The following is a 26,735-nucleotide window of genomic DNA, read 5'->3' as shown; positions in this document are numbered from 1 at the left end:
CGCGCGGGGCGTGCCCCTGAGACGGGGCGGTCCCGGTTCCGGGTCGGTCTCCGGGCTCGTCCCGAGTCCCGGCGCGCGCCGGGGCGACAGCCTGGAGCCATGGAGAACAACGCGAGCACGACCGGTACGGCACCCACCGGGACCGACGTCCACGACGCCTCGACCGGAGCCGACGACGCCGCGGTGACCGACCGGGTGCCGGTCGCCGCGGCGGCCACCGGCTCCGACGCGACCGACCCCGGACCGCTCGGCGCCGCCACCTCCGGCATGCCGGAAGGCGCCGGTACCGCGGGCGCCGGCACCGCGGGACCCGAGGTCCCGCCCACCGGCACCGGTCCCTCCGACGCGGGCCCGGCCGCCGCTGCGGACCCCGGGGCCGCCCACCCCGGTCCGGGCACCGGGGCGCCCTACACGACGGGGGCGCCGCACACCGCGGGCACGCCGTACGGCGGCGCCGGGACCCGGACGACGGCGCAGGGGATCGGCGACCGCGTCGCCGCGTTCCGGCTCCGGCGCAGCAGGACCGACCGGATGCTCGGTGGTGTCTGCGGCGGTCTGGCCGCCGACCTGGGTGCGGACGCCGCGCTGCTGCGCATCGCGGTCCTCGTCCTGACCCTGGTCACCGGTGGCGCGGCGGCACTGGTCTACCTCGCCGCCTGGCTGATCGCACCGGCCGCCTGAGCCGGTGGGCGGGCGGGGCTCCGGCGTCGCGGCTCACGAGGGGGAGCCGCGACACCGGAGCCCGTAGGTCCGCCCGGCCCGTCAGCCCACCCAGCCCGTCGACACCCGGCCCGACCAGTTCGCCAGCCGCTCGGTCGGCCCCGCCTCCGGGCGGTGCTCCACGACCGGGCCGAACGGCACCGGGCCGCCACGCCGCTCGGCGGGCAGGTACGCGTGGGCGGTGGCGAGCGCCGTCGTCGCCAGCTCCCGGTCGGCCTCCGGGTCCTGCCCGGTGGCGACGGCCAGGTCCCAGCCGTGCACCAGCGTCTCGTTCAGGTACACGGCCAGCGCGGCCCGCGCCGGGACCTCGCCGAACGGCAGCCGGGCGACCCGGTCGAGCAGCGCCTCGCCGTCCGGGCCGGACCAGACGGCCTGCAGCGCCGCCGCCTCGTCGACGTAGGCCGACACCGGGTCGTCGAGGACGTCGTCGCTGACCAGCGGGGCGGCCATCGGGTCGGTCCCGGCGGCGAGCGCCGCCGGTCTGCGCAGTGTCGTGACCAGGTGCGCGAGCAGGGTGCGGACGTCGAAGTCGTCGCAGGGCGTGGGGTCGGCCATCCGGTCGGCGGGCACGGCCCGGGCGAGGCCGGCGACCCAGTCGAGGGCGGCCAGGTAGGCGGGGCGGGGGTCGGTGGTGAGCGGCGGGTTCGTCATGGGCGCCAGCGTGCCCGCGATACCCGACACCTCCTGTCGTGATTCCATGCCATTCTCCGGGACGTGCGCGCCGACCGGCTCCTGTCCCTCGTGCTCCTGCTGCGCCACCGCGGCCGGACCACCGCCGCCGTGCTCGCGCGTGAGCTGGAGGTCTCCGAGCGCACCGTCCTGCGCGACGTCGAGGCGCTGTCGGCCGCGGGCATCCCGGTCTACGCCGAACGCGGCAGGCACGGCGGCTTCGCACTGCTGCCGGGCTTCACCACCGACCTGACCGGTCTGACCCCGGGGGAGGCGGTCGCGCTGCTCGGCTCCGGCGCGACGTCGACGCCCGGCGCGATCGGGCTGGGGCCGGAGTTCGCCTCGGCCATGCGCAAGATCGTCGCCGCGCTGCCGGACGCCGCCCGGGAACAGGCCACCGACGCCGCCGGACGGGTGCTGGTCCGGCGTGATGGCTGGCTGCGCGACACCGACGACGGCGCGACCACCGACGTGCTCACCGCCGTCCAGCGCGCGGTGTTCGGCGGGGTCCGGCTCCGCATCCGCTACCGGACCGGGACCCGGCCGGGCGCGCAGCCCGGGCCCGCCGCCGAACGCGTCGTCGACCCGGTCGGGCTGGTCCAGGCGTCGGGGCGCTGGTACCTGTTGGCGCTGCGCGACGGGGACGACCGCACCTACCGGGTGTCGCGGATCGAGGAGGCCGAGCCGCTGGCCGAGCCCGCGCACCGGCCCGAGGGCGTCGACCTGGAGGAGCTGTGGTTGCGCCGCCGGGAGGACTTCCGGGCGCGGCGGCCCGGGATCCGGGTCCACCTCGTGCTGCCCGCCGACCGCCGCGACGCGCTGTCGGCCGTCACCGTGGACGAGGAGCGGACACGGGACGGGACGACCGAGGTCGTCGCCGCGTTCGGGGACCTCGTCCACGCCGGGCGGGCGCTGTGGCCGCTGCTGCCGGACGTGCGGGTGCTGGACCCGCCGGAGCTGGTGACGGCGCTGCGGGAGCGGGCCCGCGCGGCCGTCGTCGCCCTGGGGTGACGGCGGCCCCCGGACGCGCCGCGGGGGCGGCACCGGCGAACCGGTACCGCCCCCGCGGGGTGGTGCTGTGCCTGGTGAGGCAGGACCGATCAGAAGTCCATGCCGCCCATGCCACCGGTCGGGTCGGCGGGGGCGCCGCCACCCTTCTCCGGCTTGTCGGCGATGACCGCCTCGGTGGTGAGGAACAGGGCCGCGATGGAGGCCGCGTTCTGCAGCGCCGAGCGGGTCACCTTGGCGGGGTCGATGATCCCGGCCTTGATGAGGTCCTTGTACTCGCCGGTGGCGGCGTCGAGGCCCTCACCGGTGGGGAGGTTGCGGACCTTCTCCGCGACGACGCCGCCCTCGAGGCCGGCGTTGACCGCGATCTGCTTGAGCGGGGCCTCCAGCGCGACCTTGACGATGTTCGCGCCGGTGGCCTCGTCACCGTCCAGGCCGAGGCCCTCGAACAGGCCGGCACCGGCCTGGATGAGCGCCACGCCGCCGCCGGCGACGATGCCCTCCTCGACGGCCGCCTTCGCGTTGCGGACGGCGTCCTCGATGCGGTGCTTGCGCTCCTTGAGCTCGACCTCGGTGGCCGCGCCGGCCTTGATGACGGCGACGCCGCCGGCCAGCTTGGCGAGGCGCTCCTGGAGCTTCTCGCGGTCGTAGTCGGAGTCGGTGCGGTCGATCTCGGCGCGGATCTGGTTGACCCGGCCGGCGATCTGGTCGGCGTCACCGGCGCCGTCGACGATGGTGGTCTCGTCCTTGGTCACGACGACCTTGCGGGCGGTGCCCAGCAGGGACAGGTCGGCGGTGTCGAGCTTGAGGCCGACCTTCTCCGAGATGACCTCGCCACCGGTCAGGATGGCCATGTCGGCCAGCATCGCCTCGCGGCGGTCACCGAAGCCCGGGGCCTTGACGGCGACGGACTTGAAGGTGCCGCGGATCTTGTTGACGACCAGGGTGGCCAGGGCCTCGCCCTCGACGTCCTCGGCGATGATGGCGAGCGGCTTGCCCGACTGCATGACCTTCTCCAGCAGCGGGAGCAGGTCCTTGACGGTCGAGATCTTGGAGGAGACGAGGAGGACGTACGGGTCCTCCAGCTCGACCTCCATGCGCTCGGCGTCGGTCACGAAGTAGGGCGAGATGTAGCCCTTGTCGAAGCGCATGCCCTCGGTGAGCTCGAGCTCGAGCCCGAAGGTCTGCGACTCCTCGACCGTGATGACGCCTTCCTTGCCGACCTTGTCCATCGCCTCGGCGATGAGCTCACCGATCTGCGGGTCGGCGGCGGAGATGGAGGCCGTGGCAGCGATCTGCTCCTTGGTCTCGATCTCCTTGGCCGACTTCAGCAGCGCCTGGGAGACGGCCTCGGTGGCCTTCTCGATGCCGCGCTTGAGCGACATCGGGTTGGCGCCGGCGGCCACGTTGCGCAGGCCCTCACGGACCAGCGCCTGGGCCAGCACGGTGGCGGTGGTGGTGCCGTCGCCCGCGATGTCGTCGGTCTTCTTGGCGACCTCCTTCACCAGCTCGGCGCCGATCTTCTCCCAGGAGTCCTCGAGCTCGATCTCCTTGGCGATCGACACACCGTCGTTGGTGATGGTCGGCGCGCCCCACTTCTTCTCGAGCACGACGTTGCGGCCCTTCGGGCCCAGCGTCACCTTGACGGCGTCGGCGAGGGTGTTCATGCCCCGCTCGAGGCCCCGACGGGCCTCCTCGTCGAACGCGATCTGCTTCGCCATGGGGGTGTTGCCCTCCGATAGAGGTGAGTCGAGTGATCGGATGCGGTGCCCGCGACGGACGCCCGGCAACCCTGCGCCGGACTCACCGACCCGACCTTGGCACTCCACGGACACGAGTGCCAGTGGATGCTGAGCCCGTTTCTAGCACTCGCCCGTGGTGAGTGCAAGCGGACCCCGCCGGGCTGCGGGCCGCCCGCGACGGCGGGCAGGATGGGGCCATGAGCACCTGGTCGCAGGCCGGTCCGCGCACCGTCTCCGAGCACGCCGCCGCGGTCGCGGCCCTGCTGCCGCCGACCGGGACCGAGCCGGTCGCGCTGGCCGCCGCGAGCGGCCGGGTGCTGGCCGAGGACCTGACGGCGGGCGTCGCGCTGCCGCCCTTCGACAACTCCGCGATGGACGGCTACGCGGTCCGTGCGGCCGACCTCGCCGGCGCCTCGGCTGCCTCGCCGGTGGAGCTCCCGGTCGCGGCCGACATCCCGGCCGGGCGCACCGACGTCCCCGCGCTGGCGCCGGGCACGGTGGCCAGGATCATGACGGGTGCCCCCGTGCCCGAGGGCGCGGACGCGATCGTGCCGGTCGAGCAGACCGACGCCGGTCCCGGTGGCGGGCTCGACCGCGTCCGGATCCACGAGGCCCCGCAGCCGGGCGCGTTCGTCCGCCGGGCCGGTGAGGACGCCGCGTCGGGTGCCGTCGTGCTGCGGGCCGGGACGGTGCTGGCCGCGCCCCAGATCGGGCTCGCCGCCGCCGTGGGCCGGGCGGAGCTGCCGGTCCGCCGTCGCCCGCACGTGCTCGTGCTGTCCACCGGCTCGGAGCTCGTCGCCCCGGGGGGCACGCTGGAGCCCGGGCAGATCTACGAGTCCAACGGCACGATGCTGGCCGTCGCGGTCCGGGAGGCCGGCGCGACGGCTGAGCAGCTGTCCTTCGTCCCCGACGACGTCGAGCGGTTCCGCGCGGTGCTCGCGGAGAAGGTCGGCGACGGCGTGGACCTCGTCCTCACCTCCGGCGGCGTGAGCGCCGGCGCCTACGAGGTCGTCAAGGACGCCATGACCGGCCACGGCGTGGAGTTCGGCAAGGTCGCGATGCAGCCCGGCGGTCCGCAGGGCTGCGGCCGGCTCGAGCTGGGCGGGACCGGGGTCGCCACCGTCACCCTGCCCGGGAACCCGGTGAGCTCCCAGGTCTCGTTCGAGGTGTTCGTCCGGCCCGCGCTCCGGGCGGCGGCCGGGCACCCCGCGCCGGCGCGGCCGGTGGTGACCGCCCGGCTGTCCGGTGCGCTGGCCTCGCCCGCGGGGCGCCGCCAGTTCCGGCGCGGCCTGCTCGACGCCGCCGCCGGGACCGTGTCCGAGGTGGGGTCCACCGGGTCGCACCTGATCGCGGCGCTCGCCCGGGCCGACTGCCTGATCGACCTGCCCGCCGACACCACCTCCGTCGCCGACGGCGAGCAGGTCGCGGTCTGGCTGCTCGACGCCCCGTGACCCGGTGTCCGGTGGCCGCGGCCCGGCGCGCCGGGCGGTGACCCGCGGAGCCGGGCGGACCGGAACGGGCGTCCGGGTGCTGCGAGCGGGATCGCGCTGTGCGACGGGCCCACCACTCGCGCGGACGTGCGGCTGCGCCGAAAGTGTGAGCTATGTCATCGGCCGTCGGGGCAACGATCTCACCGCGGGCGACGTCCTAGGGGGTGTCCGTTCGGCCGAAAGAGGTAGATCACGGCGGACATCCGTCGTGATCTGGACTGCCGGTCGTCGGAGAGGAATACTTTCTGGTGTGGAGGGGTAGACCCTTTACAGCACAAGACCCACCGCCCGTCGCTGGGGAGCGGACGAGCGGTTCCAAGGCCGGGGTCGTCGTCTCGGGGGACGACGGCCCCGGCCCTTTTTCTGCCCCCGACCGGCCCGCGGGGTCGCGCACCGCGTGCGGCCGGCTCCGGGCACGAACCGACGATCGTGCCACCGGTCCCGTCTCGGCGCGGGGACCCCCGGATCCTCGGCGTGTCCCGGTCGTCCCGCCGGACAGCCGTCCGCGGCGCCCGCGTAGCGTTGGTGATCCCCCACCGGAGCATCAGGAGCCGACGACCCACCATGGCCGAAGGAACCGGGACCTCCCCGACCCACATCGCCCGACTGGTCCGGGACGCGATCCCCCCGATGCACCCGGGCGGGCGTCCGATCGTCGCCGGTGTGGCGCTCGCCGCGGCGGGGGTGCGCGCCCTCACCGGCCGAGGCACCCTGCCGGGCCTGCTCGCCACCGCGGCCACCGCGCTGTTCTTCCGCGACCCCGTCCGGACCCCGCCGCTGCGCACCGACGCGGTGCTGGCCCCCGCCGACGGCGCGGTCGCCACCGTGACCGAGACGGTCCCGCCCGCCGAGCTCGACCTGCCGCGCGTCCCGCACACCCGGGTCTCGATCTTCCTGACCGTGCTGGACGTGCACGTCCAGTGGGTCCCGGTGCACGGCCGCGTCGCGCGGGTCCAGTACTCGCCCGGCACGTTCCTGTCCGCGGACCTGGACAAGGCGAGCGAGGACAACGAGCGCAACGCGATCACCGTGGTCCGCGCCGACGGCGTCGGGGTCGGGGTCGTGCAGATCGCCGGCCTGCTGGCCCGCCGGATCGTCTGCGCCCTGCGCGACGGCGACGAGGTCGCCGCGGGCGAGCGGTTCGGCCTCATCCGGTTCGGCTCGCGCGTGGACACCTACCTCCCGCCCGGGACGACCGCGCTGGTCCGCCCCGGCCAGCGGACCGTGGGCGGGGAGACCGTGCTCGGCCTGGTGGCCGGGCCGGCGGAGCGCTGAGGTCGTGGGGATGTCCCGCCCCGCCGGCGGTTATCCCGCCGGCGTGCGGCTGCTGCCGAACGCGGTCACCGTCCTCAACCTCTGTGCGGGCCTGACGGCGGTCTACTTCGCGCTCCAGTCGCGCTTCGACTTCGCGATCATCGCCGTCCTGGTGGCCGCGCTCTGCGACGCCCTCGACGGCGGCCTGGCCCGGCTGCTCGACGCCTCCAGCCGGATCGGCGCCGAGCTCGACTCGCTGGCCGACCTCGTGTCCTTCGGTGTCGCCCCCGCCCTGGTCATCTACATCTGGGCGTTCGAGGGCACCCGGGCCGGCTGGATGGTGGCCCTGGTGTTCGCGGTGTGCATGGCGCTGCGCCTGGCACGCTTCAACACCCTGATCGACGACGACAGCGCCCCGCCGTTCGCCCGGGAGTTCTTCGTCGGCGTCCCGGCTCCCGCGGCCGCGCTGACCGCGGGCATCCCGATCTACCTGTGGCTGCACTTCGGTCAGGGCTGGTGGTCGGAGCGTCCGCTGGTCGCGGTGTGGGCGCTGGTCACGGCCGGGCTCATGGTCAGCCGCATCCCGACGCTGTCGCTCAAGACGGTCCGGGTCTCCCCGCGCACCACCCGGTGGCTGCTCGTCGGGGTGGCCGCGGTCGTCGCGATCCTGATCACGATCCCGTTCCTCGGGATCGCCGTCGCCGGGTTCGTCTACCTGCTGCTCCTGCCCTGGACGGCCTACCGCTACCGCTGGCTGTCGCACCACCCCGAGGCGTGGGACGTGCCGACCCGCCAGCGCCGCGCCGTCGCCCGCGCGGCCCGGTCCGCCCGTCGGCTCGGTCTGCGCCCGCCGCTGCGCCGCCGGGTCGCCGGCCGTGCCGGTGCGGTGGCCCGCGGTGTCCGGCGCCGGCTCGACCCGGAGGGCGAGGCCCGCCGGGACGGCATGCGCGAGACCGGCGCCGTCCGCGACCCGCGCGGTCCGGGCGTCGCCGCCGCGCCCCGCGGTTCCGGCCGCCGCCTCGGCCTGCGCCGTCGCTGACCCGATCCCCCGGAGGACCGCCCGTGCTGGAGCTCGTCGCCCGACTGGCCCCCGCGGCCGCCGACGCCCGCCGCGGTGTCGTCCGGCTGCACCCCGAGGTGCTCGCCGCGCTCGGCCTGCGCTCCTGGGACGCGGTGACGCTCACCGGGGCCCGGGTCACCGCGGCGCTCGCCGTCGCCGGTGAGCCGGGCGACCCGCACGGTCAGGCCCGCTTCGACGACGTCACCCTGTCCAACGCCGGGCTGACCGACGGCGCGACCGTCGTCGTCGCGCCGGCGTCGGTCACCGCGGCCCGCGAGGTGCGCCTGGTCGGGTCCGCGCTGACCACCGCGACGGTCGCCCCGGCGACACTGCGGCTCGCCTTGACGGGCAAGGTCCTGGTCCGCGGCGACGCCGTGTCCCTGCTCCCGCAGGACATCGCCCCGGCGGCCGGGGCCGACGTCCGTTCGGTGCGCCGCGCGCTGGCCGCGGCCGTCGGCGGGACGTGGACCTCGGAGCTGCTGACCGTCGCGGTCGCCGACCCGGCGGGGCCGGTCGTGGTGACGCCGTCGACGGTCGTGGGCTGGCAGGGCGGCCGCGATACCGGCGACCCCGCCCCGGCCACAGCCGGCGCGCTCCGCATCCCCGGTTCCGGCGTCCCCGGGAACGGCGGCCCGGCCCTCGCGGGACCGGCGGCGCCCGGGCCCGGTGTCCCCGGCCCGGGCGGGGCCGGGCGCGGCTCCACCGCCCCCTCCGCCGTGCGGGCCGCGGGAGCCGCGGCCGGGGCCGACGCGCCGGCCGGACCCGCCGAGCCCGTGCTGCCGCTGGAGGACCTCGCCGCGAACGAGGCCGTCGCCCGCCGCCTGCTGGACTGGTTCGAGCTGATGTTCCGCCGCCCGGAGCTGCTGACCCGGCTCGGCGGCGACGCCCGGCTCGGCGTGCTCGTCTCGGGGCCGGAGGGCGCGGGCAAGGCGACACTGGTCCGCAGCGCGGCCGCGGCGGCGGGCGCCCGGTGCGTCGAGCTCGTGGCCCCGGCGGTCGCCGCCGTCGAGCCGGCCGCCGCGGCCGAGCGGGTCCGGGCGGCGATCGCGCAGGCCCGCACCGGCGGGACCGGCACCGGCGCACCCGCGGTGCTGCTCGTACACGACGCGCACGCCCTGCTCCCCGCCACCGACCCGCCGCCGCTGGCCACCCTGGTGCTCGACGAGCTGCGCGCGGCGACCGCGCCGGGCGGGCCCGCGCTCGTCGTCACCAGTGCCGAGCCGGAGGCCCTGGACCCGCGGCTGCGGGCGCCGGACCTGGTCGACCGCGAGCTGTCGGTCGGTCTGCCCGACGCCGCGACCCGGCGTGCGCTGCTGGAGCGGCTGCTGGCCGACGTACCCCGGGCCGACGACGTCGACCTGGGCGCGGTCGCCGCCCGCACACCGGGGTTCGTCGTCGCCGACCTCGCGGCGGTCCGCCGGGAGGCCGCGGTGGGCGCGGCGCTGCGCGGCACCGGCTCCGACCCCACCGAGCAGGTCCGTCAGTCCGACCTGCTCGACGCCGTCGGCTCGGTCCGCCCGATCTCGCTGTCCGGTGGCGGCACGCTGGGCAGCGGCGGCCTCACCCTCGACGACGTCGGTGACATGACCGAGGTCAAGGCGGCCCTCACCGAGGCCGTGCTGTGGCCGCTGCGCCACCCGGACTCCTTCGCCCGGCTCGGGGTCGACGCCCCGCGCGGGGTGCTGCTCTACGGCCCGCCGGGTGGTGGCAAGACCTTCCTGCTGCGTGCGCTCGCCGGCTCCGGTGACCTCAACGTGTTCGCGGTGAAGGGCGCCGAGCTGCTCGACAAGTACGTCGGCGAGTCCGAGCGCGCGGTCCGCGAGCTCTTCCGCCGGGCGGCCGAGGCCGCCCCCGCACTGATCTTCCTCGACGAGGTCGACGCGCTCGCCCCGCGTCGCGGCGGCTCCACCGACGCCGGGGTGGCCGACCGCGTCGTCGCCGCGCTGCTGACCGAGCTGGACGGCGCGACACCGCTGCGCGAGGTCGTCGTGGTCGGGGCGACGAACCGGCCCGAGCTGATCGACCCCGCGATGCTGCGGCCGGGCCGGCTGGAGCGGCTGGTGTTCGTGCCGCCGCCGGACGCCGACGCGCGGGCGGACATCCTGCGCGCGGCGGGCCGCGACGTGCCGCTGGCCGACGACGTGGACCTCGACGCGCTCGCGTCCGAACTGGACGGTTACTCGGCCGCGGACTGCGCGGCGCTGCTGCGCGAGTCCGCGCTGACCGCGATGCGCGAGTCCCTCGACGCGGGCGAGGTGACCGCCGCGCACCTGGCGACGGCGCGCCGCACGGTGCGGGCGTCGCTGGACCCGGCGCAGGTCGCCGAGCTGGAGGCCTACGCCCGTCGCCGCAGCGACGGCTGAGTCCGGCACACGGACGGCCCCGGAACGCCGACGGCCCCGGACGCGGAGGCGTCCGGGGCCGTCGTGCGTGTGGAACGTCAGGCGGCGGAGAAGTCCCGCGTCACGATCACGATGACGCCGGGCGTCGCGTCCTGAATGCCGTCGAAGCGGGGCTCGGAACGGATACCGAACTTCTTCGCGATCTCCTCGGCGGCGGCCTTCTCGCCGGTGCCCTGCCGGTAGTAGACGGTCGTGGTCGGGATGACGCCCTGGGAGTAGTTCTGCACCTGGGACACGGTCCAGCCGTTGGTGCGGAACTCCCCGGCCGCCTTCTCGGCGAGACCGCGGATGGTCGAGTTGTTGTAGATCCGCACGACCGGGCGGGCCGCGACGGCGGACCCCTCACCGGCTGCGGAACCGGAGCCGCCCTGGCCCGCGGAGCCGGAGCCCGCGGCGGGCGGCGCGGCGACGGCCGGGCCCGCGCCGTCGTACCCGGGGGAGCCCGGCGTGCCGGGCGCTCCGGGGGTGAACGGCGAGGTCTCCCCGGGGGTGCCCGGGGCGGGGGTGCCACCGGTGCCGGGCGTGGCGCCGTCGCCGGTGCCGTCCCCCGGAGCGGGGGCCGGGGCCGGGGCCGGCTCGGCCGACGCCGACGGGGGCGCGGCCTGGTTGCCGCCGTCCTCACCGCCGCCGGTGAGGCCGATCAGGCCGACGACAGCGGCGACCACACCGACGCCGATCAGCGCGATACCGGCGATCTTCAGCGGTGACTGCCCGCCGGACGCGGGTGCGGTCATCGTGACCTCCTGGCTGTCAGGGCTCGAGGCCGAGGCGACGGGCGGCGCGGGTGCGCTGCCTGCTGGAACGCAGCCGGCGCAGACGCTTGACCAGCAGCGGGTCCACCGCCAGCGCCTCGGGCTTGTCGACCAGGGCGTTCAGCACCTGGTAGTAGCGGGTGGCCGACATGTCGAACAGCTCGCGGATCGCCTGTTCCTTGGCGCCCGCGTACTTCCACCACTGGGCCTCGAACGCGAGGATCTCGCGTTCGCGACGGTCGAGCTCGCGGGGGGACGCGGCAGCGGTGCGCCGGTGCGCTCCGCGGCGTTCCGGCAGGGACCCGGCGGACTCCATCACGCTCCTCGAGCGGACGACGATCTCGTGCTGCGGCGGCCCCGCCCGGGCGCCGCGACGACGAACGACACGTCTGTCATTCGCGGTGCGGATTCAACCACAGGGGACCGACGGTCCCGGGCTGCGACGCGCCTGGAGGGCGGGTCGGACGACACCGAAACCGCCCGGCCGGGTCACGCCCGGCGGCGACCGTAGGCTGCTCCGGTGACGGTTCTGCGCATCCGCATGGTCGGCGACCCCGTGCTCCACACCCCCACCCGCCCCGTCGGCACGGTCGACGACACGGTCCGGACGCTGGTCGAGGACATGTTCGAGACGATGGCCGCGGCGAACGGCGTCGGGCTCGCGGCCAACCAGGTGGGAGTGGACCTGCGGCTGTTCGTCTTCGACTGCCCCGACGAGGAGACGCGCACGATGCGGCGCGGTGTCGTGGTCGACCCGGTGCTGGAGACCGACGGGATCCCGGAGGTCATGCCCGACCCGGACGACGACCAGGAGGGCTGCCTGTCGGTGCCCGGCGAGAACTTCGCGACCGGCCGGGCGGAGTGGGCCCGGGTCACCGGCACCGATCTCGACGGTGAGCCGGTCTCCTACGAGGGGCGCGGGTTCTTCGCCCGGTGCCTGCAGCACGAGACCGACCACCTCGACGGTCACCTCTACCTGGACCGGCTGATGGGCCGCCACCAGCGCGCGGCGAAGAAGATGCTCAAGCGCAACGGCTGGGGCTCGCCGTCGGACTCGTGGGACCCGTCGGCCGTCGAGGCCGAGGACGTCCCCCGGGGATGACCCCGGGTCCGACCCCGGGAGTCATACCCCGGTACTAGGGGTCGGCCCGGGAGACCGGCCCCGCGGCCGATGTGGCGGGGTGCCCCCGGCGGGCACCGTGGTCCCCATGCTGCTCTCGATCCTCGCCGTCGCCCCCGTCCTCGCGGTGCTGCTGGTCATGGCCGCGCAGCCGCTGTTCGAGCTGTGGGACGCCCGCGCCTCCGACCACGACCGCGCCCGCTCCGCCGGTGCCGTGCTCGACTCCGACGTCCCCGCGCTGCCGGTCGCGCCGGTCGCCTACCCGGAGGCGCTCGGCGACGTCGCCGCATCGCTGCGGATCCCCGCGCCGCGTGGCCCGCTCGCCCCGGTCGGCCGGAGCACGGCCCGGGCCTGAGGGGTCCGGCCCTACTCGACCAGCCGGTTCTCCCAGGCCCACGCCGCGATCTCCACCCGGTTGCGGGCGTCCAGCTTGGACCCGATGTTGGCGATGTGGGTCTTCACCGTGGACAGCGAGACGAACAGGTCCCCGGCGATCTCGGAGTTCGTCCGGCCCCGGGCGACCGCCTTCACCACCTCCAGCTCGCGCGGTGACAGCGCGGCGTGGACCTCGGCACGGGCCGGCTCCGGCTCGGTCAGCCGCTCCAGCAGCCGCACGGTGACCGACGGCGACACCAGGGCGTCGCCCGCCGCGGCGGCCCGGACCGCCTCGACGAGCAGCCGCGGGCCCGCCGTCTTCAGCAGGAACCCGCAGGCCCCCGAGCGCAGCGCGCCGTAGACGTACTCGTCGAGGTCGAAGGTCGTCACCACCACGATCCGCGGGGGGAACGGGTCCGCGGTCAGCGCGCGGGTCGCGGCGATCCCGTCCATCCCCGGCATCCGGACGTCCATGAGCACGACGTCCGGGCGCAGCTCGCGGGCCATGGCGACGGCGTCGGTGCCGGTCGCGGCCTCGCCGACGACCTCGATGCCGTCCTCGGCGGAGAGGATCAGCCCGAAGCCGGTGCGCACCATCTCCTGGTCGTCGGCGAGCAGGACGCGGATCGCGGTCACCGGCCCGCCCCGGCGGGCACCTCGGCGACGACGATCCACCGGCCGGGCCCGTCCGGCCCGGCGTGCAGCGAGCCGTCGAGGGCCTCCACCCGCTCACGCATCCCGGCCAGCCCGAACCCGCCCGGGTCGCGCAGCGGGTTCTCGGTCCCGGTCCCGTCGTTGTGCACCACGGTCACCAGTCTCCCGGCCTGCAGGTGCACGCCGACCGACACCGTCGTCGCGCCGGGGGCGTGCCGGTGCACGTTGGTCAGGGCCTCGCGCACCACCCGGAACGCGGTCGCCGCGACCGCGGGCCCGAGCACGGCGGCCCGTACCTCGGGGGCGATCTCCAGCCGGGTGCGGGTCCGCTCGGGGTCGAACCGCGCGACGACGTCCTCGACGTCGGCGACGTCGTGGCCGGGGGCGCGGTCGGCGCCGCCGTCGGCACCGGCGCGCAGCACCCCGACCATGCGGCGCATCCCGTCGAGGGCCTCGGCGCCGGCCCGCTCGATGGACTCCAGCGCCCGGCCGGCCTCCTCCGGGCGGCTCCCCGCGACGACGACCCCGGCCTGCGCGGCCACCACGATCGCGGTCACGTGGTGGGCGACTGTGTCGTGCAGCTCGCGGGCCAGCTCCAGGCGCTCGTCGTTGCGGGCCTGGGCGAGCCGGGCCGAGCGGCGCTGCCACAGCTCGCGCGCCGCGGTCGCGACGACCATCGTCCCGGCCCAGCCGACCACGGTCAGGCTGGCGAACACCTCGCGGTCGATGTCCGGCACGCGCAGCAGCGGCATGCCCACGATGAGGCACAGCGACACCACCGCCGTCGCGAGCACGACCCGGACCGGTGCGGTCCGCACGACCGACACCGTGACCACGGCCAGCGCGAACAGCTCGGTCAGCGACACGAACGGGATCCCGCCGGTCACCAGCCCCGCGACCGAGCCGGCTGCGGACAGCCCGTAGGCGACCACCGCCACGGGGAGTGCCGTGCTGCCCGTCCGGTACCGGAGGAGCACCACGCCTGCCACGAGCAGCCCGTACACCGCTCCGCTCGGCACCCAGAAGCCCACGTAGTTCATCGCCAGGACGGCGTCGCACCCCGCCCAGAACAGGTAGGCGAGCAGCTCGAGCCCGGCCAGGAGCGGGCGGCCGCGGCGTGGTGCGGTGCTCATGGGACACACCGTAGGGCGGGCGGCGACCCTCCGACCTCGGTCGGAAGTACGACGACCCGGTCGGGCAACGCCCTACCACGGGCCGATGCCCCGGACCCCCGTCGAGCGGCAGCCTCGTCGTCATGATCGAGGGGTTGAGGAATCCGGCCGACGTGCCGTCGCAGGTCGCCGCGGCGACGGTGAACCTGGTGCGCACCTACGGGCGGGGGCGCGCCACGGTCCGCGCGCTCGACGGCGTCACCCTGTGGCTGCCCGCGGGGCGGTTCACCGCGGTGATGGGCCCGAGCGGATCGGGCAAGTCGACACTGCTGCACTGCCTGGCCGGGCTGGACCGGCCCACGTCCGGGCAGGTGCTGCTGGGCGGGACCGACCTCGGGAGCCTCGACGACACCGCGCTGACCCGCGTCCGGCGCGACCGGATGGGCTTCGTCTTCCAGGACGGCAACCTGCTGCCGCACCTCACCGCGGGCGAGAACATCGACCTGGCCGCCTCCCTGGCCGGGCGCAGGCCGAACCACGCCTGGCGGGCCGAGCTCGTCGAACGGCTCGGCATCGCCGACCGGCTCACCCACCTGCCCTCGGAGCTGTCCGGCGGGCAGCGTCAGCGCGTCGCGGTGGCCAGGGCGCTGCTCGGCCGCCCGGAGATCGTCGTCGCCGACGAGCCGACCGGTGCGCTCGACACGCGTTCCGGGCGCGAACTGCTGGGTCTGCTGCGGGCCTGCGTCGACGACTACGGCCAGACCGTCGTCATGGTCACCCACGACCCGATCGCCGCCTCCGCGTCGGACCAGGTCCTGCTGCTGCGCGACGGCCGTGCCGCCGGCCGGTTGGACCGGCCCACCCCGGACCGGGTGCTGTCCGCGATGGGCGCGCTGACCGGCGCCGACGACCCCGCCCTGTCCGACGTCACGGCCACCGGGCCGGTGACCCGGTGAACCCCGCCACCCGCGCCGCGGTCGCCGGTGCCCGGCGCAGTCCGCGGCGGCTGCTGCTGACCGGGCTGGCCGTGCTGGTGGCGACGGTGTTCGCCGCCGGTGCGGTGCTGCTGACCGCGAGCCTGCGGGCCGACCTCGTCGGGAGCACGTCCTCGGTGCCCGCGGGCGCGACGTTCGCCGTGGAGACCGACACCTCTGCCGGGGCCGCCACCACGGAGCTGGAGGACCGCCTGCGCGCGGTGTCGGGCGTGACCGCGGTGTCGACCGCCCGGTCGGCGACGGCCGCCGTCGTCGCGGGCGGTGCGAGCGGCACCTGGCTGCTGAGCACCGACCCGATGACTGGGCCGCTGCAGGGACCGGAGCCGGTGACGGCCGGTCGCCTGCCGTCCGGGCCGGGGGAGGCGCTGATCGGGGCGGGCACCGCGGAACGCACCGGGCTCGCCCCCGGTGCCACCGTCGGCCTCGGCGACCGCACGCTGACCGTCACCGGGGTGGTGCCGGTCCGGTCGGAGTACGGCGACGTGCTCGTCGTGCGCGACGACGACCCGGCCGCCGCCGGTCTGTCCGGCTTCCGGACCGCCGTCGCGGGGGACCCGGACCCGGCCGCGCTCGCCGCCGTCCCGGGCGTCACCGGGGTCCGGACCGCCGACGACCAGCGCACCGAGGACCTGGCGTCGGCCTCGGCGTCGGCGGACGCGCTGCTCGCCGGGCTGTCGGTGTTCGTCGGGCTGGCGCTGGTCGCCGCGGCCGTGGTGGTCGCCTCGACGTTCCGGATCGTCCTGGCCCGCCGTACCCGTGAGCTGGCGCTGCTGCGCTGCGTCGGCGCGGGCCGCGGGCAGGTGACGCGGTCGGTGCTGGTCGAGGCGGCGCTCACCGGGCTGGTCGCGGGGGTCGCCGGGGCGCTCGTGGCCGTCGCGGGCGGGTGGGCCGTCCTGGCGGCGGCGGGCGCGGCCGGGCTGGACGCCCCGGCGCTCGTGGTGCCGTGGGGGCGGCTCGCGGGGTGCGTACTGCCGGCGGTCCTCGTGACGGTGGCGGCCGCGCTGGCCCCGGCGCTCGCCGCCGGGCGGACCCCGCCGGTGGTGGCGCTCGGCGCGGCGGACGCGAGCGGGGCCCGTGCACCGCGGGCCCGGGTACGGCTGCCGCTCGCCGCGGTCGCGCTCGTCCTGGCCGTGGTCCTCGCCGTCGCCGGGGTGGGCATGGGGAGCCCGCTGGCGGGGACGGCGCTGGCCGCGCTGTCCGGGATGCTGGTGTTCGCGGCGCTCGTGGTGACCGGGCCGTTCGTGGTGTCCGGGGCGGCGGCGCTGGTGGCGCCGGTCGTCGCACGCTGGGCACCGGGCCGGATCGCGGTGGGCAACGCGCGGCGGATGTCGCGGCGCACCGCGGCGATGACGACGGTGCTGTCACTGGGCGTGGGCCTGACCGCGGCGCTGCTGGTGGCCGTGGCCGGCGCCTCGGCCGACGCGACGGCGTCGATCGAACGGAACTACCCGGCCGACGTCGTCGTGTTCGCCGGCGACGACGCCGAGGCCGCGACGCTCGTGGCCCGGCTCGACGCCGAGCCCGGGCTGACCGCAAGGGTGTCCGACGGCACGGTGCTCGTCGACCCGGCGCCGGGGGCCGACCCGGTCGCGGTGCGTACGGCGGTGGTGCGGGCCGCAGGCGAGGCGCCCGTCACGTTCACCGCGGAGCTGCGGGAGCAGACCGAGTCCGCGGTCGGGGCGGTCCGCGGGATCGGGCTGGGGCTGGTCGGGATCACGCTGCTCGTCGCCGTCGTGGGGGTCGGGGTGACCCTCGCGCTGTCGGTCAGCGAGCGGACCCGGGAGATCGCACTGCTGCGCACGCTCGGTCTGTCGCGGGCCGCGGCCCGGCGGGCGGTGGCGTTCGAGGCGGCACTCGCCGGTGCGGTCGCGGCGGTGCTCGGCGTCGTGCTGGGCGGTGTCTACGGCCTGCTGGCGCTGCGGGCGACCGGCATCGGGTCGGTCACGGCGCTGCCGCTGGGCCAGCTCGGCGGGCTGGCCGCCGTGGTGGTCGCCGTCGCCGTGGTCGCCTCGGTGGGGCCGATGCGCCGCGCCGGACGGGTCGAGCCCGCGCACGGCGTCGCCACGGCCTGAGGGGCCGCCCGCGCGCCCGGTGCGGACCGGGAGCGCGGGCGCCGGGCTCAGCTCGCGGGCTCCAGCACGAACACCGGGATGATCCGGGAGGTCTTCTCCTGGTACTCGGCGTAGGGCGGGTAGGCGTCGACGGAGCGGTCCCACCACTCCTGGCGCTCGTCCCCGGTGACCTCGCGGGCGACGAAGGTGCCGGTCTGCGTGCCGTCCTGCACCTGGACCTGCGGGTTCGCGACGACGTTGTGGTACCAGGCCGGGTGCTCCGGGGTGCCGCCCTTGGACGCGATCATCGCGTACGAGCCGCCGTGCTCGACGCGCATCACCGGCACGTAGCGCTGCTTGCCGGACTTCGCGCCGGTCGTCGTGACCAGGATGATCGGGCGGTCCATGACCGTGACGGCCTCGGTGGTGCCGTTCTCGAGGATCTTCTCGGTCTGCTCGCGGACCCAGTCGGTCGGGGAGAGCTCAGCGTTCTGCGTCATAACGGTGGAGAACCCGATACCTCCTGTGATCATTCCTCGCAGCCGGGTGAGGGGCTGGTGCGCGTCGCCGGACGGTGCCTACGGTGCGGGTGCACGACCAACTGAACACGCGGGAGCTCCGTCGCGCGGGGCTGAGAGGGCGACTCGCCGGTCGCCGACCGCAGAACCGGCCGGGTAATGCCGGCCAGGGAGGACTGTCATGACAACGGCACCAGTGCGCCCGCAGCAGGTCACCACCGGCCCGATCCAGGGGTCGGCCAAGGCCTGGATCCCCGGACCCGACGGCATCACCGTCCCGGTCCGGCGGATCCCGCTCTCCAACGGCGAGCACCACGACGTCTACGACACCTCCGGCCCGTACACCGACTCCGACGCGACCGTCGACCTGCACGCCGGGCTGCCCCGGCTGCGGGAGCCGTGGGTCGGGTCGCGGGAGCCGGGGACCCAGATGTCCTGGGCGCGGGCCGGGATCGTCACCCCCGAGATGGCCTACATCGCCGTCCGCGAGCGGTGCGACGCGGAGCTCGTCCGCGCCGAGGTCGCCCGCGGCCGGGCCGTGATCCCGGCCAACCGCAACCACCCCGAGTGCGAGCCGATGATCATCGGCAAGCGGTTCCTCACCAAGGTCAACGCCAACATCGGCAACTCCGCGGTGACCTCCTCGATCGCCGAGGAGGTGGAGAAGATGGTGTGGGCGACGCGGTGGGGTGCCGACACCGTGATGGACCTGTCGACGGGCCGGGACATCCACGAGACCCGCGAGTGGATCCTGCGCAACTCGCCGGTCCCCATCGGCACCGTCCCGATCTACCAGGCCCTGGAGAAGGTGAACGGTGACCCGGCCGCCCTGAGCTGGGAGGTCTACCGCGACACCGTGCTCGAGCAGTGCGAGCAGGGCGTGGACTACATGACCGTGCACGCCGGCGTGCTGCTGCGCCACGTGCCGCTCACCGCGAAGCGGGTCACCGGGATCGTCTCCCGCGGCGGGTCGATCATGGCCGCGTGGTGCCTGGCGCACCACGCCGAGTCGTTCCTCTACACCCACTTCGACGAGCTGTGCGAGATCCTGCGCCGCTACGACGTCACGTTCTCCCTCGGCGACGGCCTGCGCCCCGGCTCGATCGCCGACGCGAACGACGAGGCCCAGCTCGCCGAGCTCGCCACCCTCGGCGAGCTGACGAGGATCGCCCGCGGCCACGACGTGCAGGTCATGATCGAGGGTCCCGGCCACGTCCCGATGGACAAGATCGTCGAGAACGTGCGGCTGGAGGAGGAGTGGTGCGACGAGGCGCCGTTCTACACCCTCGGCCCGCTGGCCACCGACATCGCGCCCGGCTACGACCACATCACCTCCGCGATCGGCGCAGCCCGCATCGCCGAGGCCGGGACCGCGATGCTCTGCTACGTCACGCCCAAGGAGCACCTGGGACTGCCGAACCGCGACGACGTCAAGGTCGGGGTGATCAGCTACAAGATCGCCGCGCACGCCGCGGACCTGGCCAAGGGCCACCCGCACGCCCAGGCCCGCGACGACGCGCTCTCGCAGGCCCGGTTCGAGTTCCGCTGGCGTGACCAGTTCGCGCTCTCGCTCGACCCGGACACCGCGACCGCCTACCACGACGAGACGTTGCCGGCCGAGCCCGCGAAGACGGCGCACTTCTGCTCGATGTGCGGGCCGAAGTTCTGCTCGATGAAGATCACCCAGGACGTCCGGGACTACGCCGAGGCGCACGGGCTGACCAGTGTGGAGGCGATCGAGGCCGGGATGGCGGAGAAGTCCGGGGAGTTCCGGGACGAGGGCGGCCGGGTGTACCTGCCGATCTCCGCCACGGACTGAGGCCCGGACCGGGACGTGCACCGCCGGGGCCGCGGGGATCCCACCCGCGGCCCCGGCACCGTCTACCGTCGTCGGCGACCACGCACGACGCGGGAGCTCGCGGAGCAGGCGGGCTGAGAGGGCGGCCGGGTCCCACCGGACCGGCGTCGCCGACCGCGTACCGGCCGGGTAATGCCGGCCAGGGAGGACACGTCCATGGAACCCACCGTCGGCACCACACCCCCGCGGGTCATGACGATCGCCGGGACCGACTCCGGCGGCGGCGCGGGCATCGCCGCGGACCTGCGCACCTTCGCCGCCTGCGGGGTGCACGGCTGCCTCGCCGTCTGCGCGGTGACCGTGCAGAACTCGGTGGGCGTCACCGGCGTGCACACGATCCCGGTCGACACGATCGCCGGGCAGATCTCCACGGTCGCCTCCGACATCGGGCTGCAGGCCGCGAAGACCGGGATGCTCGCGAACGCCGAGATCATCGAGGCCGTCGCGCGGGCCTGCGACGGATGCGGCATCGGCGCCGGTCTGGCCACGCCGTTCGTCGTCGACCCGGTCGCGGCCTCGATGCACGGGGACCCGCTGCTGGCCGCCGAGGCGCTGGACGCCTACCGGCACACGCTGTTCCCGCGGGCCACGCTGGTCACCCCGAACCTCGACGAGATCCGGCTGCTCGTCGAGCACGACGTCCACGACCGCGCGGGCCAGTACGCCGCGGCGAAGGCGCTGCACGCGCTCGGCCCGCGCGCGGTCCTGGTGAAGGGCGGCCACCTCGCCGAGGACACCGACGGCTGCCTGGACCTGCTCTACGACGGCGAGACCGCCGTCGAGCTGCCCGGCCCGCGCTTCGACACCGGCCACACCCACGGCGGCGGGGACTCCCTGGCCGCCGCGATCGCGTCCGGGCTCGCCCGCGGGATGGAGCTGGAGGCGGCGGTCCGGTTCGGGAAGCGCTACATCGTCGAGGCGGTCCGCCATGCCTACCCGCTGGGCGCCGGGCACGGCCCGGTCTCGGCGCTGTGGGCCGTACGGCCGTGGTGGGACGAACGCGACTGACCCTCGCCGGTCCTTGGATACGAGATGGATGCGACCTCAGCAGATCCGAGGTCGGGGCCGACCGGCCCCCGGCGTGCCGCAGATGCGGTGATCCGCCCGCGCGTCGCTCCGCGAAGGGTGCCCTGACCTGGGGATCGGGCGCTGTGGTCTGCATCGCACGGGCCGGTCGAGATGTATACGCTCGCGTCCGATGAGCATCTTGGGCACCCGCGTCGTCCGCACCGAGGATCCGGTCTTCCTCACGCGCGGCGCGACCTACACCGACGACCTGACCGAGGAGCGGCTGACCGGGGCGTTGCACCTGACGCTCGTCCGCTCCCCGCTCGCCCACGCGACGATCACCTCGATCGACACCTCGGCGGCGCTCGCGTCGCCCGGCGTCGTCGCCGTCGTCACCGGGGCCGACCTCGACATCACACCGGCGCTGCTGTTCCCGGGCGCGAACAAGGCCATGACCCGCCCGTTCCTCGCGACCGACCGCGTGCGGTTCGTCGGCGAGCCGGTCGCCGCGGTCCTCACCGAGGAGTTCTACCAGGGTGAGGACGCGGCCGAGCTGGTCGACGTCGAGTACGAGCCCCTGGACGTGGTGATCGACCCGCTGGCCGCAGCCCGCGACGAGACGCTGCTGTTCCCGGAGGCCGGGACCAACACCGCGGCCGCGTACGGGCACGACGAGGAGCAGGACGCCTCGTTCTTCGACGGCTGCGAGGTCGTCGTCACCCGGGACCTGGTGAACCAGCGCCTGGCCGCGGCCCCGCTGGAGACCCGCGCCGCGAGCGCCTTCTGGGAGGGCGACCGCGTCACCGTCTACATGTCCAACCAGAACGCCCAGGGCGGCCGCGACGAGATCGCCGGCTGGCTGGGTCTGGACAAGGAGAAGGTGCGGGTCGTCCTGCCGGACGTCGGCGGCGGCTTCGGCGCGAAGATCGGGTCCGACCCCGAGTTCGCCCTCGTCGCGTGGCTCGCCCGGCAGCAGGGCCGTCCGGTCCGCTGGAACGAGTCCCGCTCCGAGAACATGACCGGCATGGTGCAGGGCCGCGCCCAGCGCCAGACCGTCACGATCGGCGGCACCCGCGCGGGCAAGGTCACCCACTACCGGCTCGACGTCGTGCAGGACCTCGGCGCCTACCCGCGCCTGGGCACCTTCCTGCCGATGTTCACGCGGATGATGGCGCCCGGCACCTACGACATCGAGCACGTCGACTCCCGCGCGAAGGCCGTCGTCACCAACACGACTTCGGTCGCCGCCTACCGCGGCGCCGGCCGCCCCGAGGCGACCGCCGCGATCGAGCGTGCGATGGACCTGTTCGCGGCCGAGATCGGCAAGGACCCGGCCGAGGTCCGCAAGCTCAACGTCGTCGCCCCGGACCGGTTCCCGTTCCAGACCAAGGGCGGGGTGGAGTACGACTCCGGCGAGTACGCCAAGGCGATCGACCTCGCCCTGGAGAACGCCGGCTACGACCGGCTGCGCGCCGAGCAGAAGGCCCGCCGCGAGTCCGGCGACGCCCGCCAGATCGGCATCGGCGTGTCCTCCTACGTCGAGATCACCGGTGGTGGCGCGTTCGCCGAGGACGCCTCGGTCGAGGTCCACCCCGACGGCTCGGTGACGGTGCTGACCGGCACCTCCCCGCACGGCCAGGGGCACGCGACGGCGTGGGCGATGCTCGCGTCCGACCAGCTCGGCGTCCCGATCGAGAAGATCACCGTCAAGCACGGCGACACCGACCTCGTCCCGCGCGGCGGCGGCACCATGGGGTCGCGGTCGCTGCAGACCGGCGGCGTCGCGGTGCACCAGGCCTCGGCCGAGCTGATCGACCTGGCCAAGCAGCGCGCGGCCGAGCTGCTCGAGGCGGGTGTCGACGACCTGGAGCTCGACCCGGCGAACGCCGCGATCACCGTCAAGGGCGTCCCCGGCGCGAAGTCGGTGACCCTGGCGGAGCTGGCGGCCGCCGAGCAGCTCAAGGTCGACACCACCTGGGACGGCAAGAAGCCGACCTTCCCGTTCGGCGCGCACGTCTGCGTCGTCGAGGTCGACACCGAGTCCGGCAAGGTGACGGTCGAGAAGATCATCGCCGTCGACGACGCGGGTCCCATCCTCAACCCGCTGCTCTGCGACGGGCAGCGGCACGGCGGGATCGCCCAGGGCATCGCGCAGGCGCTGCTCGAGGAGGTCATGTACGACGAGGAGGGCCAGCCGCTCACCGGGACCTTCGCCGACTACGGCATCCCGTCGGCGGCCGAGCTGCCCAGCTTCGACCTGGTCGAGATGACGACCCCGACTCCGGTCAACCCGATGGGCTACAAGGGCATCGGCGAGGCCGGGACGATCGGCTCCACCCCCGCCACCCAGAGCGCGGTCATCGACGCCCTGTCCCACCTCGGCGTCACGCACATCGACATGCCCCTGACCCCGATGCGGGTCTGGGAAGCCATCCAGGAGGCCTCCAAGTGAAGGTCGAGATCACCGTCAACGGTGAGCCCACCAGCGCCGACGTGGAGCCCCGCCAGCTGCTCGCGCACTACCTGCGGGAGACCGTCGGGCTGAAGGCCACCAACATCGGCTGCGACACCACGTCCTGCGGTGCGTGCACCGTGCTGCTCGACGGTGACGCGGTCAAGTCGTGCACCGTGCTGTCGGTGCAGGCCGACCAGCAGTCGGTCACCACCATGGAGGGGCTCGACGGCGCGTCCGAGGGCCGCCCCGAGCACCCGGTCACCGCGGCGTTCCGGTCCGAGCACGGGCTGCAGTGCGGCTTCTGCACCCCGGGCATGGTCATGTCCGCGGTGTCGTTGATCAGCCACGACGACGACCTGGACGAGCGGAAGGTCCGTGAGGGCCTGGAGGGCAACCTCTGCCGCTGCACCGGTTACCACAACATCGTGCGCGCCGTGCTCGTCGCCGCGGGCAAGGACCCGGACGCCGCGCAGAAGGCCGAGGCCGAGTCCGACGCGCTGCGCACCGCGCCCGCCTTCTCCCGTGGGGAGGCCGGCGCATGATCCCCCTCGCATTCGACTACGCCCGCCCCGACACCCTCGACGACGCCATCGCGCTGCTCGCCGAGAAGGGCGAGGACGCCAGCGTCCTGGCCGGCGGCCACTCCCTGATCCCGGTCATGAAGGTGCGCCTCGGCGCGCCGGAGTTCCTGATCGACATCGGCCGGCTGCCGGAGCTGAGCTACATCCGCGTCGAGGGCGACGAGCTCGCCGTCGGTGCGGCGACCAAGCACCGCGACGTGGTCGACTCGGCCGAGGTCGCGAAGGAGGTCCCGCTGCTCGGGGCCGTCGCCCGCACCGTCGGCGACCCGCAGATCCGGGCCCGGGGCACGCTGGGCGGCACCGTCGCCCACGCCGACCCGGCCGCGGACCTGCCCGCCGCGCTGCTCGCGCTGGATGCCACCGTCGTCCTGCAGGGGCCGCGCGGGAAGCGGACCGTGCCGATCGGCGAGTTCTACACCGGCGTGTTCACCACGGTCCGCGAGCCCGACGAGCTGATCGTCGAGATCCGGATCCCGCGCTGCGGGGACAAGGGCTGGGCGTACGAGAAGTTCACCCGTCGCAGCAACGACTGGGCGATCGTCGCCGTCGCCGTGTCCGACGACCGCATCGGCCTGGTCAACATGGGGTCGACGTCGTTGCGGGCGACCGCGACGGAGCAGGCGCTGAAGGACGGGAAGTCGGTCGCCGAGGCGGCCGCGCTGGCCGCCGAGGGTGCCGAGCCGCCTGCCGACACCCACGGGTCGGTCGCCTACCGCACCCACCTGGTGCAGGTGCTGACCCGCCGCGCCCTGGAGACCGCGCACGGCGCGCGCTGACCCGCGCACCCGCGGCCCGCGTCCCTCCCCGGGGCGCGGGCCGTGGTCGTGTCAGGGCCCGGGACGGACCAGCCCCGCCTCCTGGGCGGCGATCGCGGCCTGGGTGCGGGAGCGCAGGCCCAGCTTCGCGAGGACGCGCGAGACGTGCGTCTTTGTCGTCCCCTCCGAGATCATTAGCTCCGCGGACAGCTCCGCGTTCGAGAGCCCGCGGCCCAGCCCGGCGAGCACGTCGGTCTCGCGTGCGGTGAGCCTCTCCAGCCCCGGCACCGACGACGGCCGCGGCGCCCCCGCGTAGCGGCGGATCACCCGCCGGGTCACCTCCGGCGCCAGCACGCCCTCGCCGCGGGCGACGGCCCGGACCCCGTCGGTGAGCCGGGCCGCGTCGACCGACTTGAGCAGGAACCCGCCGGCACCCGCCGCGAGCGCGCCGTCGACGAGCTCGTCGAGGTCGAACGTGGTCAGGACCAGGACCTGCGTGGCCCCTGCCGCGGTGCCGGCGCCCGTTCCGGTGGGCCTGCTCCCGGTGATCCGCCGGGTGGCCTCGATGCCGTCGATGCCGGGCATCCGGATGTCCATCAGCACCACGTCGGGCCGGTGCTCGGCGGCGGCCCGCACCGCGGCGAGCCCGTCGGCGACCTCGGCGACGACGTCGATGTCCGGTGCCGAGCCGAGGATCAGCACCAGCCCGGTGCGGACGGCCTCCTGGTCGTCGGCGACGACCACCCGGATGGTCACCGCCCCACCTCCTCGCCGGTGCCGGTGCCGGTGCGGATGTCCAGGGTCGGGTCCGAGGCCGGTGCCGGGCCCAGGGGCAGGTCGGCCCGGACCAGCCAGCCGTCGTGGTCGGGGCCCGCGTGCAGGGTGCCGCCGACGGCCCGGGCGCGCTCGCGCAGCCCGTCGAGCCCGGTGCCGCCGTGCAGCCCCGGGCCCGCCGCGGGACGCCGGCCGGGGCCGTTGCGCACCTCGACGAGCAGCCGGCTCGTCGAGTGGCACACCACGGACCCGGACGGGGCCGGGCCGCGTGCCTGGTGTGCCACTCGGCGCGGGATGCCGGGGGTGCCGGGGGTGACGGCGAGGCGCACCGTCACGTCCGAGCCGGGCGCGTGCTTCGCCGCGTTGGTCAGCGACTCCTGCACGATCCGGTACCCGGCGAGGTCGACCGGGGCGGGCAGCGGGGCCGCGCCGCGACCGTCGTCGAGGGCGGGGGACAGGCCGGCGGCGCGGGCCTCGTCGAGCAGGGTGTCGACCTCGGACAGCCGGGCGGGCGCCCCGGGCGGGTCGGTGGTGTCGCCGTCGCGCAGCAGCCCGATCATCGTGCGCATCTCCCCGAGCGCGGCGACGCCGGAGGACCGCACCGTCCCCAGCACCCGCCGGACCAGCGCGGGGTCGGCGCCGGGCTGCAGTGCCGCCTCGGACTGCAGCGCGATCGCCGACAGCCGCCCGGCGACGACGTCGTGCAGGTCGCGGGCCATCCGGGCACGTTCCGCGGCGACGGCGGCGTCCCGCTCCCGGGCCGCCGTCCGCTCCGCCGCGACGGCCCGTTCCCCCTCGACGGCCGCCAGGTCCCGGAACCGGCGCACCTCCAGCCCCCAGACCAGCGGGAGCCCGACCACCAGCGTCAGGTTGAGCACGGCGTAGGTGCCGGTGCGGGTGCCCGCCACGAGCAGCGCGGCGACACCGAGGACGGTGGCGACCCCACCGGCGGCGACGGCCACCGCACGCGCGGTGCGCCGTGGCGGGAACACCACGGCGCAGTAGAGCAGGTCGGTGAACACGAGCACCGTCCCGATCTCGGTGCGGCCGCCCAGGACGGGGCCCGCGACCAGGGCCGCCGTGCCGACCAGCAGGCCGGCGGGCACCCCGATCCGGCGCACCGCCGACGCGGCGCAGCCCAGCCCCATGACCAGCAGCGACGCCGTCGTCGCCCCGGTGTCCGCGCCCCACCAGGCGATCCCCGCGTCGGGCAGTGCCCAGATCAGCAGCAGCCCGACCACGAACCACACCACGCCGGTACCGGCGTCCCGCAGCACCGAGGGTGCGCCGCCGTCGCGGTTCACCAGGTACGTGATCACACCCCATCCCAGCACGCCCGGCGCCCGCGCGGCGTCCGTCGAAGGTGGTACGCGCGGATCGGT

General features: G+C 75.4%; 24 protein-coding genes. 15 read left to right on the top strand and 9 right to left on the bottom strand.

What is annotated here, in order from left to right; translation table 11 throughout:
• Positions 1-99 precede the first annotated feature (99 nt).
• A complete protein-coding gene (locus ZF1_RS24975) occupies positions 100-681 on the top strand; it encodes a PspC domain-containing protein (protein WP_308215801.1) in 582 nt (193 codons plus the stop codon).
• Between the two features lie 81 nt (positions 682-762).
• Here ZF1_RS24975 and ZF1_RS24970 read toward each other — a convergent pair whose 3' ends face one another.
• Positions 763-1,371, bottom strand: a complete 609-nt coding sequence (locus ZF1_RS24970; protein WP_482638466.1) for a TIGR03086 family metal-binding protein — start codon at positions 1,369-1,371, stop codon at positions 763-765.
• 63 nt (positions 1,372-1,434) lie between these two features.
• Here ZF1_RS24970 and ZF1_RS24965 point away from each other — a divergent pair, with 63 nt between their 5' ends.
• Positions 1,435-2,400 carry a helix-turn-helix transcriptional regulator gene (locus ZF1_RS24965; protein ID WP_482638465.1) on the top strand — a complete coding sequence of 322 codons (966 nt, stop codon included), beginning with the start codon at positions 1,435-1,437 and terminating at the stop codon, positions 2,398-2,400.
• An 89-nt stretch (positions 2,401-2,489) separates the two neighbouring features.
• Here ZF1_RS24965 and groL read toward each other — a convergent pair whose 3' ends face one another.
• The gene (gene groL, locus ZF1_RS24960; protein ID WP_020622657.1) at positions 2,490-4,118 is read right to left on the bottom strand and encodes a chaperonin GroEL; all 1,629 of its coding nucleotides are present in this window, start codon (positions 4,116-4,118) and stop codon (positions 2,490-2,492) included.
• Positions 4,119-4,336: 218 nt separating this feature from the next.
• On the opposite strand from groL, the gene moeA reads away from it, so the two are divergent.
• From moeA to ZF1_RS24940, 4 genes are all read left to right on the top strand, one after another.
• Positions 4,337-5,590 carry a molybdopterin molybdotransferase MoeA gene (gene moeA / locus ZF1_RS24955; protein WP_346109298.1) on the top strand — a complete coding sequence of 418 codons (1,254 nt, stop codon included), beginning with the start codon at positions 4,337-4,339 and terminating at the stop codon, positions 5,588-5,590.
• A gap of 603 nt (positions 5,591-6,193) precedes the next feature.
• Entirely contained in the window at positions 6,194-6,904 is a 711-nt protein-coding gene (locus ZF1_RS24950) for a phosphatidylserine decarboxylase (protein WP_226354032.1), read from the top strand.
• Positions 6,905-6,914: 10 nt separating this feature from the next.
• Positions 6,915-7,922, top strand: coding sequence for a CDP-diacylglycerol--serine O-phosphatidyltransferase (pssA, locus tag ZF1_RS24945; RefSeq protein ID WP_346109295.1), 1,008 nt, complete (start codon positions 6,915-6,917; stop codon positions 7,920-7,922).
• Between the two features lie 23 nt (positions 7,923-7,945).
• Positions 7,946-10,306 (top strand): AAA family ATPase, encoded by a 2,361-nt coding sequence (locus ZF1_RS24940; RefSeq protein WP_476652935.1) that lies wholly within the window; start codon positions 7,946-7,948, stop codon positions 10,304-10,306.
• A 77-nt stretch (positions 10,307-10,383) separates the two neighbouring features.
• Here ZF1_RS24940 and ZF1_RS24935 read toward each other — a convergent pair whose 3' ends face one another.
• Together ZF1_RS24935 and ZF1_RS24930 are read right to left on the bottom strand one after the other, a co-directional pair.
• On the bottom strand, positions 10,384-11,079 hold the full coding sequence (locus ZF1_RS24935) for a LytR C-terminal domain-containing protein (protein ID WP_346109291.1): 696 nt from the start codon (positions 11,077-11,079) through the stop codon (positions 10,384-10,386).
• Positions 11,080-11,095: 16 nt separating this feature from the next.
• On the bottom strand, positions 11,096-11,413 hold the full coding sequence (locus ZF1_RS24930; RefSeq protein WP_100878847.1) for a DUF3263 domain-containing protein: 318 nt from the start codon (positions 11,411-11,413) through the stop codon (positions 11,096-11,098).
• Between the two features lie 204 nt (positions 11,414-11,617).
• Here ZF1_RS24930 and ZF1_RS24925 point away from each other — a divergent pair, with 204 nt between their 5' ends.
• Positions 11,618-12,199 (top strand): peptide deformylase, encoded by a 582-nt coding sequence (locus ZF1_RS24925; RefSeq protein WP_100878846.1) that lies wholly within the window; start codon positions 11,618-11,620, stop codon positions 12,197-12,199.
• Between the two features lie 106 nt (positions 12,200-12,305).
• A complete protein-coding gene (locus tag ZF1_RS24920) occupies positions 12,306-12,572 on the top strand; it encodes a hypothetical protein (protein ID WP_482638464.1) in 267 nt (88 codons plus the stop codon).
• Between the two features lie 11 nt (positions 12,573-12,583).
• On the opposite strand, the gene ZF1_RS24915 is transcribed toward ZF1_RS24920, so the two are convergent.
• Together ZF1_RS24915 and ZF1_RS24910 are read right to left on the bottom strand one after the other, a co-directional pair.
• Positions 12,584-13,228 carry a response regulator gene (locus ZF1_RS24915; RefSeq protein WP_308215800.1) on the bottom strand — a complete coding sequence of 215 codons (645 nt, stop codon included), beginning with the start codon at positions 13,226-13,228 and terminating at the stop codon, positions 12,584-12,586.
• Positions 13,225-14,379 carry a sensor histidine kinase gene (locus ZF1_RS24910; RefSeq protein ID WP_405421469.1) on the bottom strand — a complete coding sequence of 385 codons (1,155 nt, stop codon included), beginning with the start codon at positions 14,377-14,379 and terminating at the stop codon, positions 13,225-13,227. Before ZF1_RS24910 ends, ZF1_RS24915 begins: the two co-directional genes overlap by 4 nt.
• 122 nt (positions 14,380-14,501) lie before the next feature.
• On the opposite strand from ZF1_RS24910, the gene ZF1_RS24905 reads away from it, so the two are divergent.
• Both ZF1_RS24905 and ZF1_RS24900 read left to right on the top strand, forming a co-directional pair.
• Positions 14,502-15,314, top strand: a complete 813-nt coding sequence (locus ZF1_RS24905; RefSeq protein WP_226367756.1) for an ABC transporter ATP-binding protein — start codon at positions 14,502-14,504, stop codon at positions 15,312-15,314.
• Positions 15,311-17,425, top strand: coding sequence for an FtsX-like permease family protein (locus tag ZF1_RS24900; protein ID WP_482638463.1), 2,115 nt, complete (start codon positions 15,311-15,313; stop codon positions 17,423-17,425). Before ZF1_RS24905 ends, ZF1_RS24900 begins: the two co-directional genes overlap by 4 nt.
• Positions 17,426-17,472: 47 nt before the next feature.
• Here ZF1_RS24900 and ZF1_RS24895 read toward each other — a convergent pair whose 3' ends face one another.
• Complete coding sequence (locus ZF1_RS24895; protein ID WP_405421475.1) at positions 17,473-17,904, bottom strand: nitroreductase family deazaflavin-dependent oxidoreductase; 432 nt, start codon at positions 17,902-17,904, stop codon at positions 17,473-17,475.
• A gap of 199 nt (positions 17,905-18,103) precedes the next feature.
• Between ZF1_RS24895 and thiC the strand changes: the two genes are divergently transcribed.
• The 5 genes from thiC to ZF1_RS24870 all read left to right on the top strand — a co-directional run bounded on the left by thiC (position 18,104) and on the right by ZF1_RS24870 (position 24,600).
• On the top strand, positions 18,104-19,741 hold the full coding sequence (gene thiC / locus ZF1_RS24890) for a phosphomethylpyrimidine synthase ThiC (RefSeq protein WP_251782920.1): 1,638 nt from the start codon (positions 18,104-18,106) through the stop codon (positions 19,739-19,741).
• Between the two features lie 195 nt (positions 19,742-19,936).
• Positions 19,937-20,788, top strand: coding sequence for a bifunctional hydroxymethylpyrimidine kinase/phosphomethylpyrimidine kinase (gene thiD, locus ZF1_RS24885; protein WP_174525526.1), 852 nt, complete (start codon positions 19,937-19,939; stop codon positions 20,786-20,788).
• A gap of 190 nt (positions 20,789-20,978) precedes the next feature.
• The gene (locus ZF1_RS24880; RefSeq protein ID WP_482638462.1) at positions 20,979-23,240 is read left to right on the top strand and encodes a xanthine dehydrogenase family protein molybdopterin-binding subunit; all 2,262 of its coding nucleotides are present in this window, start codon (positions 20,979-20,981) and stop codon (positions 23,238-23,240) included.
• Positions 23,237-23,785: a (2Fe-2S)-binding protein gene (locus tag ZF1_RS24875; RefSeq protein WP_073576649.1), complete on the top strand. Its 549-nt coding sequence runs from the start codon at positions 23,237-23,239 to the stop codon at positions 23,783-23,785. The genes ZF1_RS24880 and ZF1_RS24875 overlap by 4 nt, the downstream gene beginning before the upstream one ends.
• The gene (locus ZF1_RS24870; RefSeq protein WP_482638461.1) at positions 23,782-24,600 is read left to right on the top strand and encodes an FAD binding domain-containing protein; all 819 of its coding nucleotides are present in this window, start codon (positions 23,782-23,784) and stop codon (positions 24,598-24,600) included. Before ZF1_RS24875 ends, ZF1_RS24870 begins: the two co-directional genes overlap by 4 nt.
• A gap of 51 nt (positions 24,601-24,651) precedes the next feature.
• Here ZF1_RS24870 and ZF1_RS24865 read toward each other — a convergent pair whose 3' ends face one another.
• Positions 24,652-25,335 carry a response regulator gene (locus ZF1_RS24865; protein ID WP_251782919.1) on the bottom strand — a complete coding sequence of 228 codons (684 nt, stop codon included), beginning with the start codon at positions 25,333-25,335 and terminating at the stop codon, positions 24,652-24,654.
• A complete protein-coding gene (locus ZF1_RS24860; RefSeq protein WP_482638460.1) occupies positions 25,332-26,672 on the bottom strand; it encodes a sensor histidine kinase in 1,341 nt (446 codons plus the stop codon). The genes ZF1_RS24865 and ZF1_RS24860 overlap by 4 nt, the downstream gene beginning before the upstream one ends.
• Between the last annotated feature and the right edge of the window lie 63 nt (positions 26,673-26,735).

Source organism: Pseudonocardia sp. ZF1, from assembly GCF_056835605.1.
This window is presented reverse-complemented; position numbering and strand designations above follow the sequence as displayed.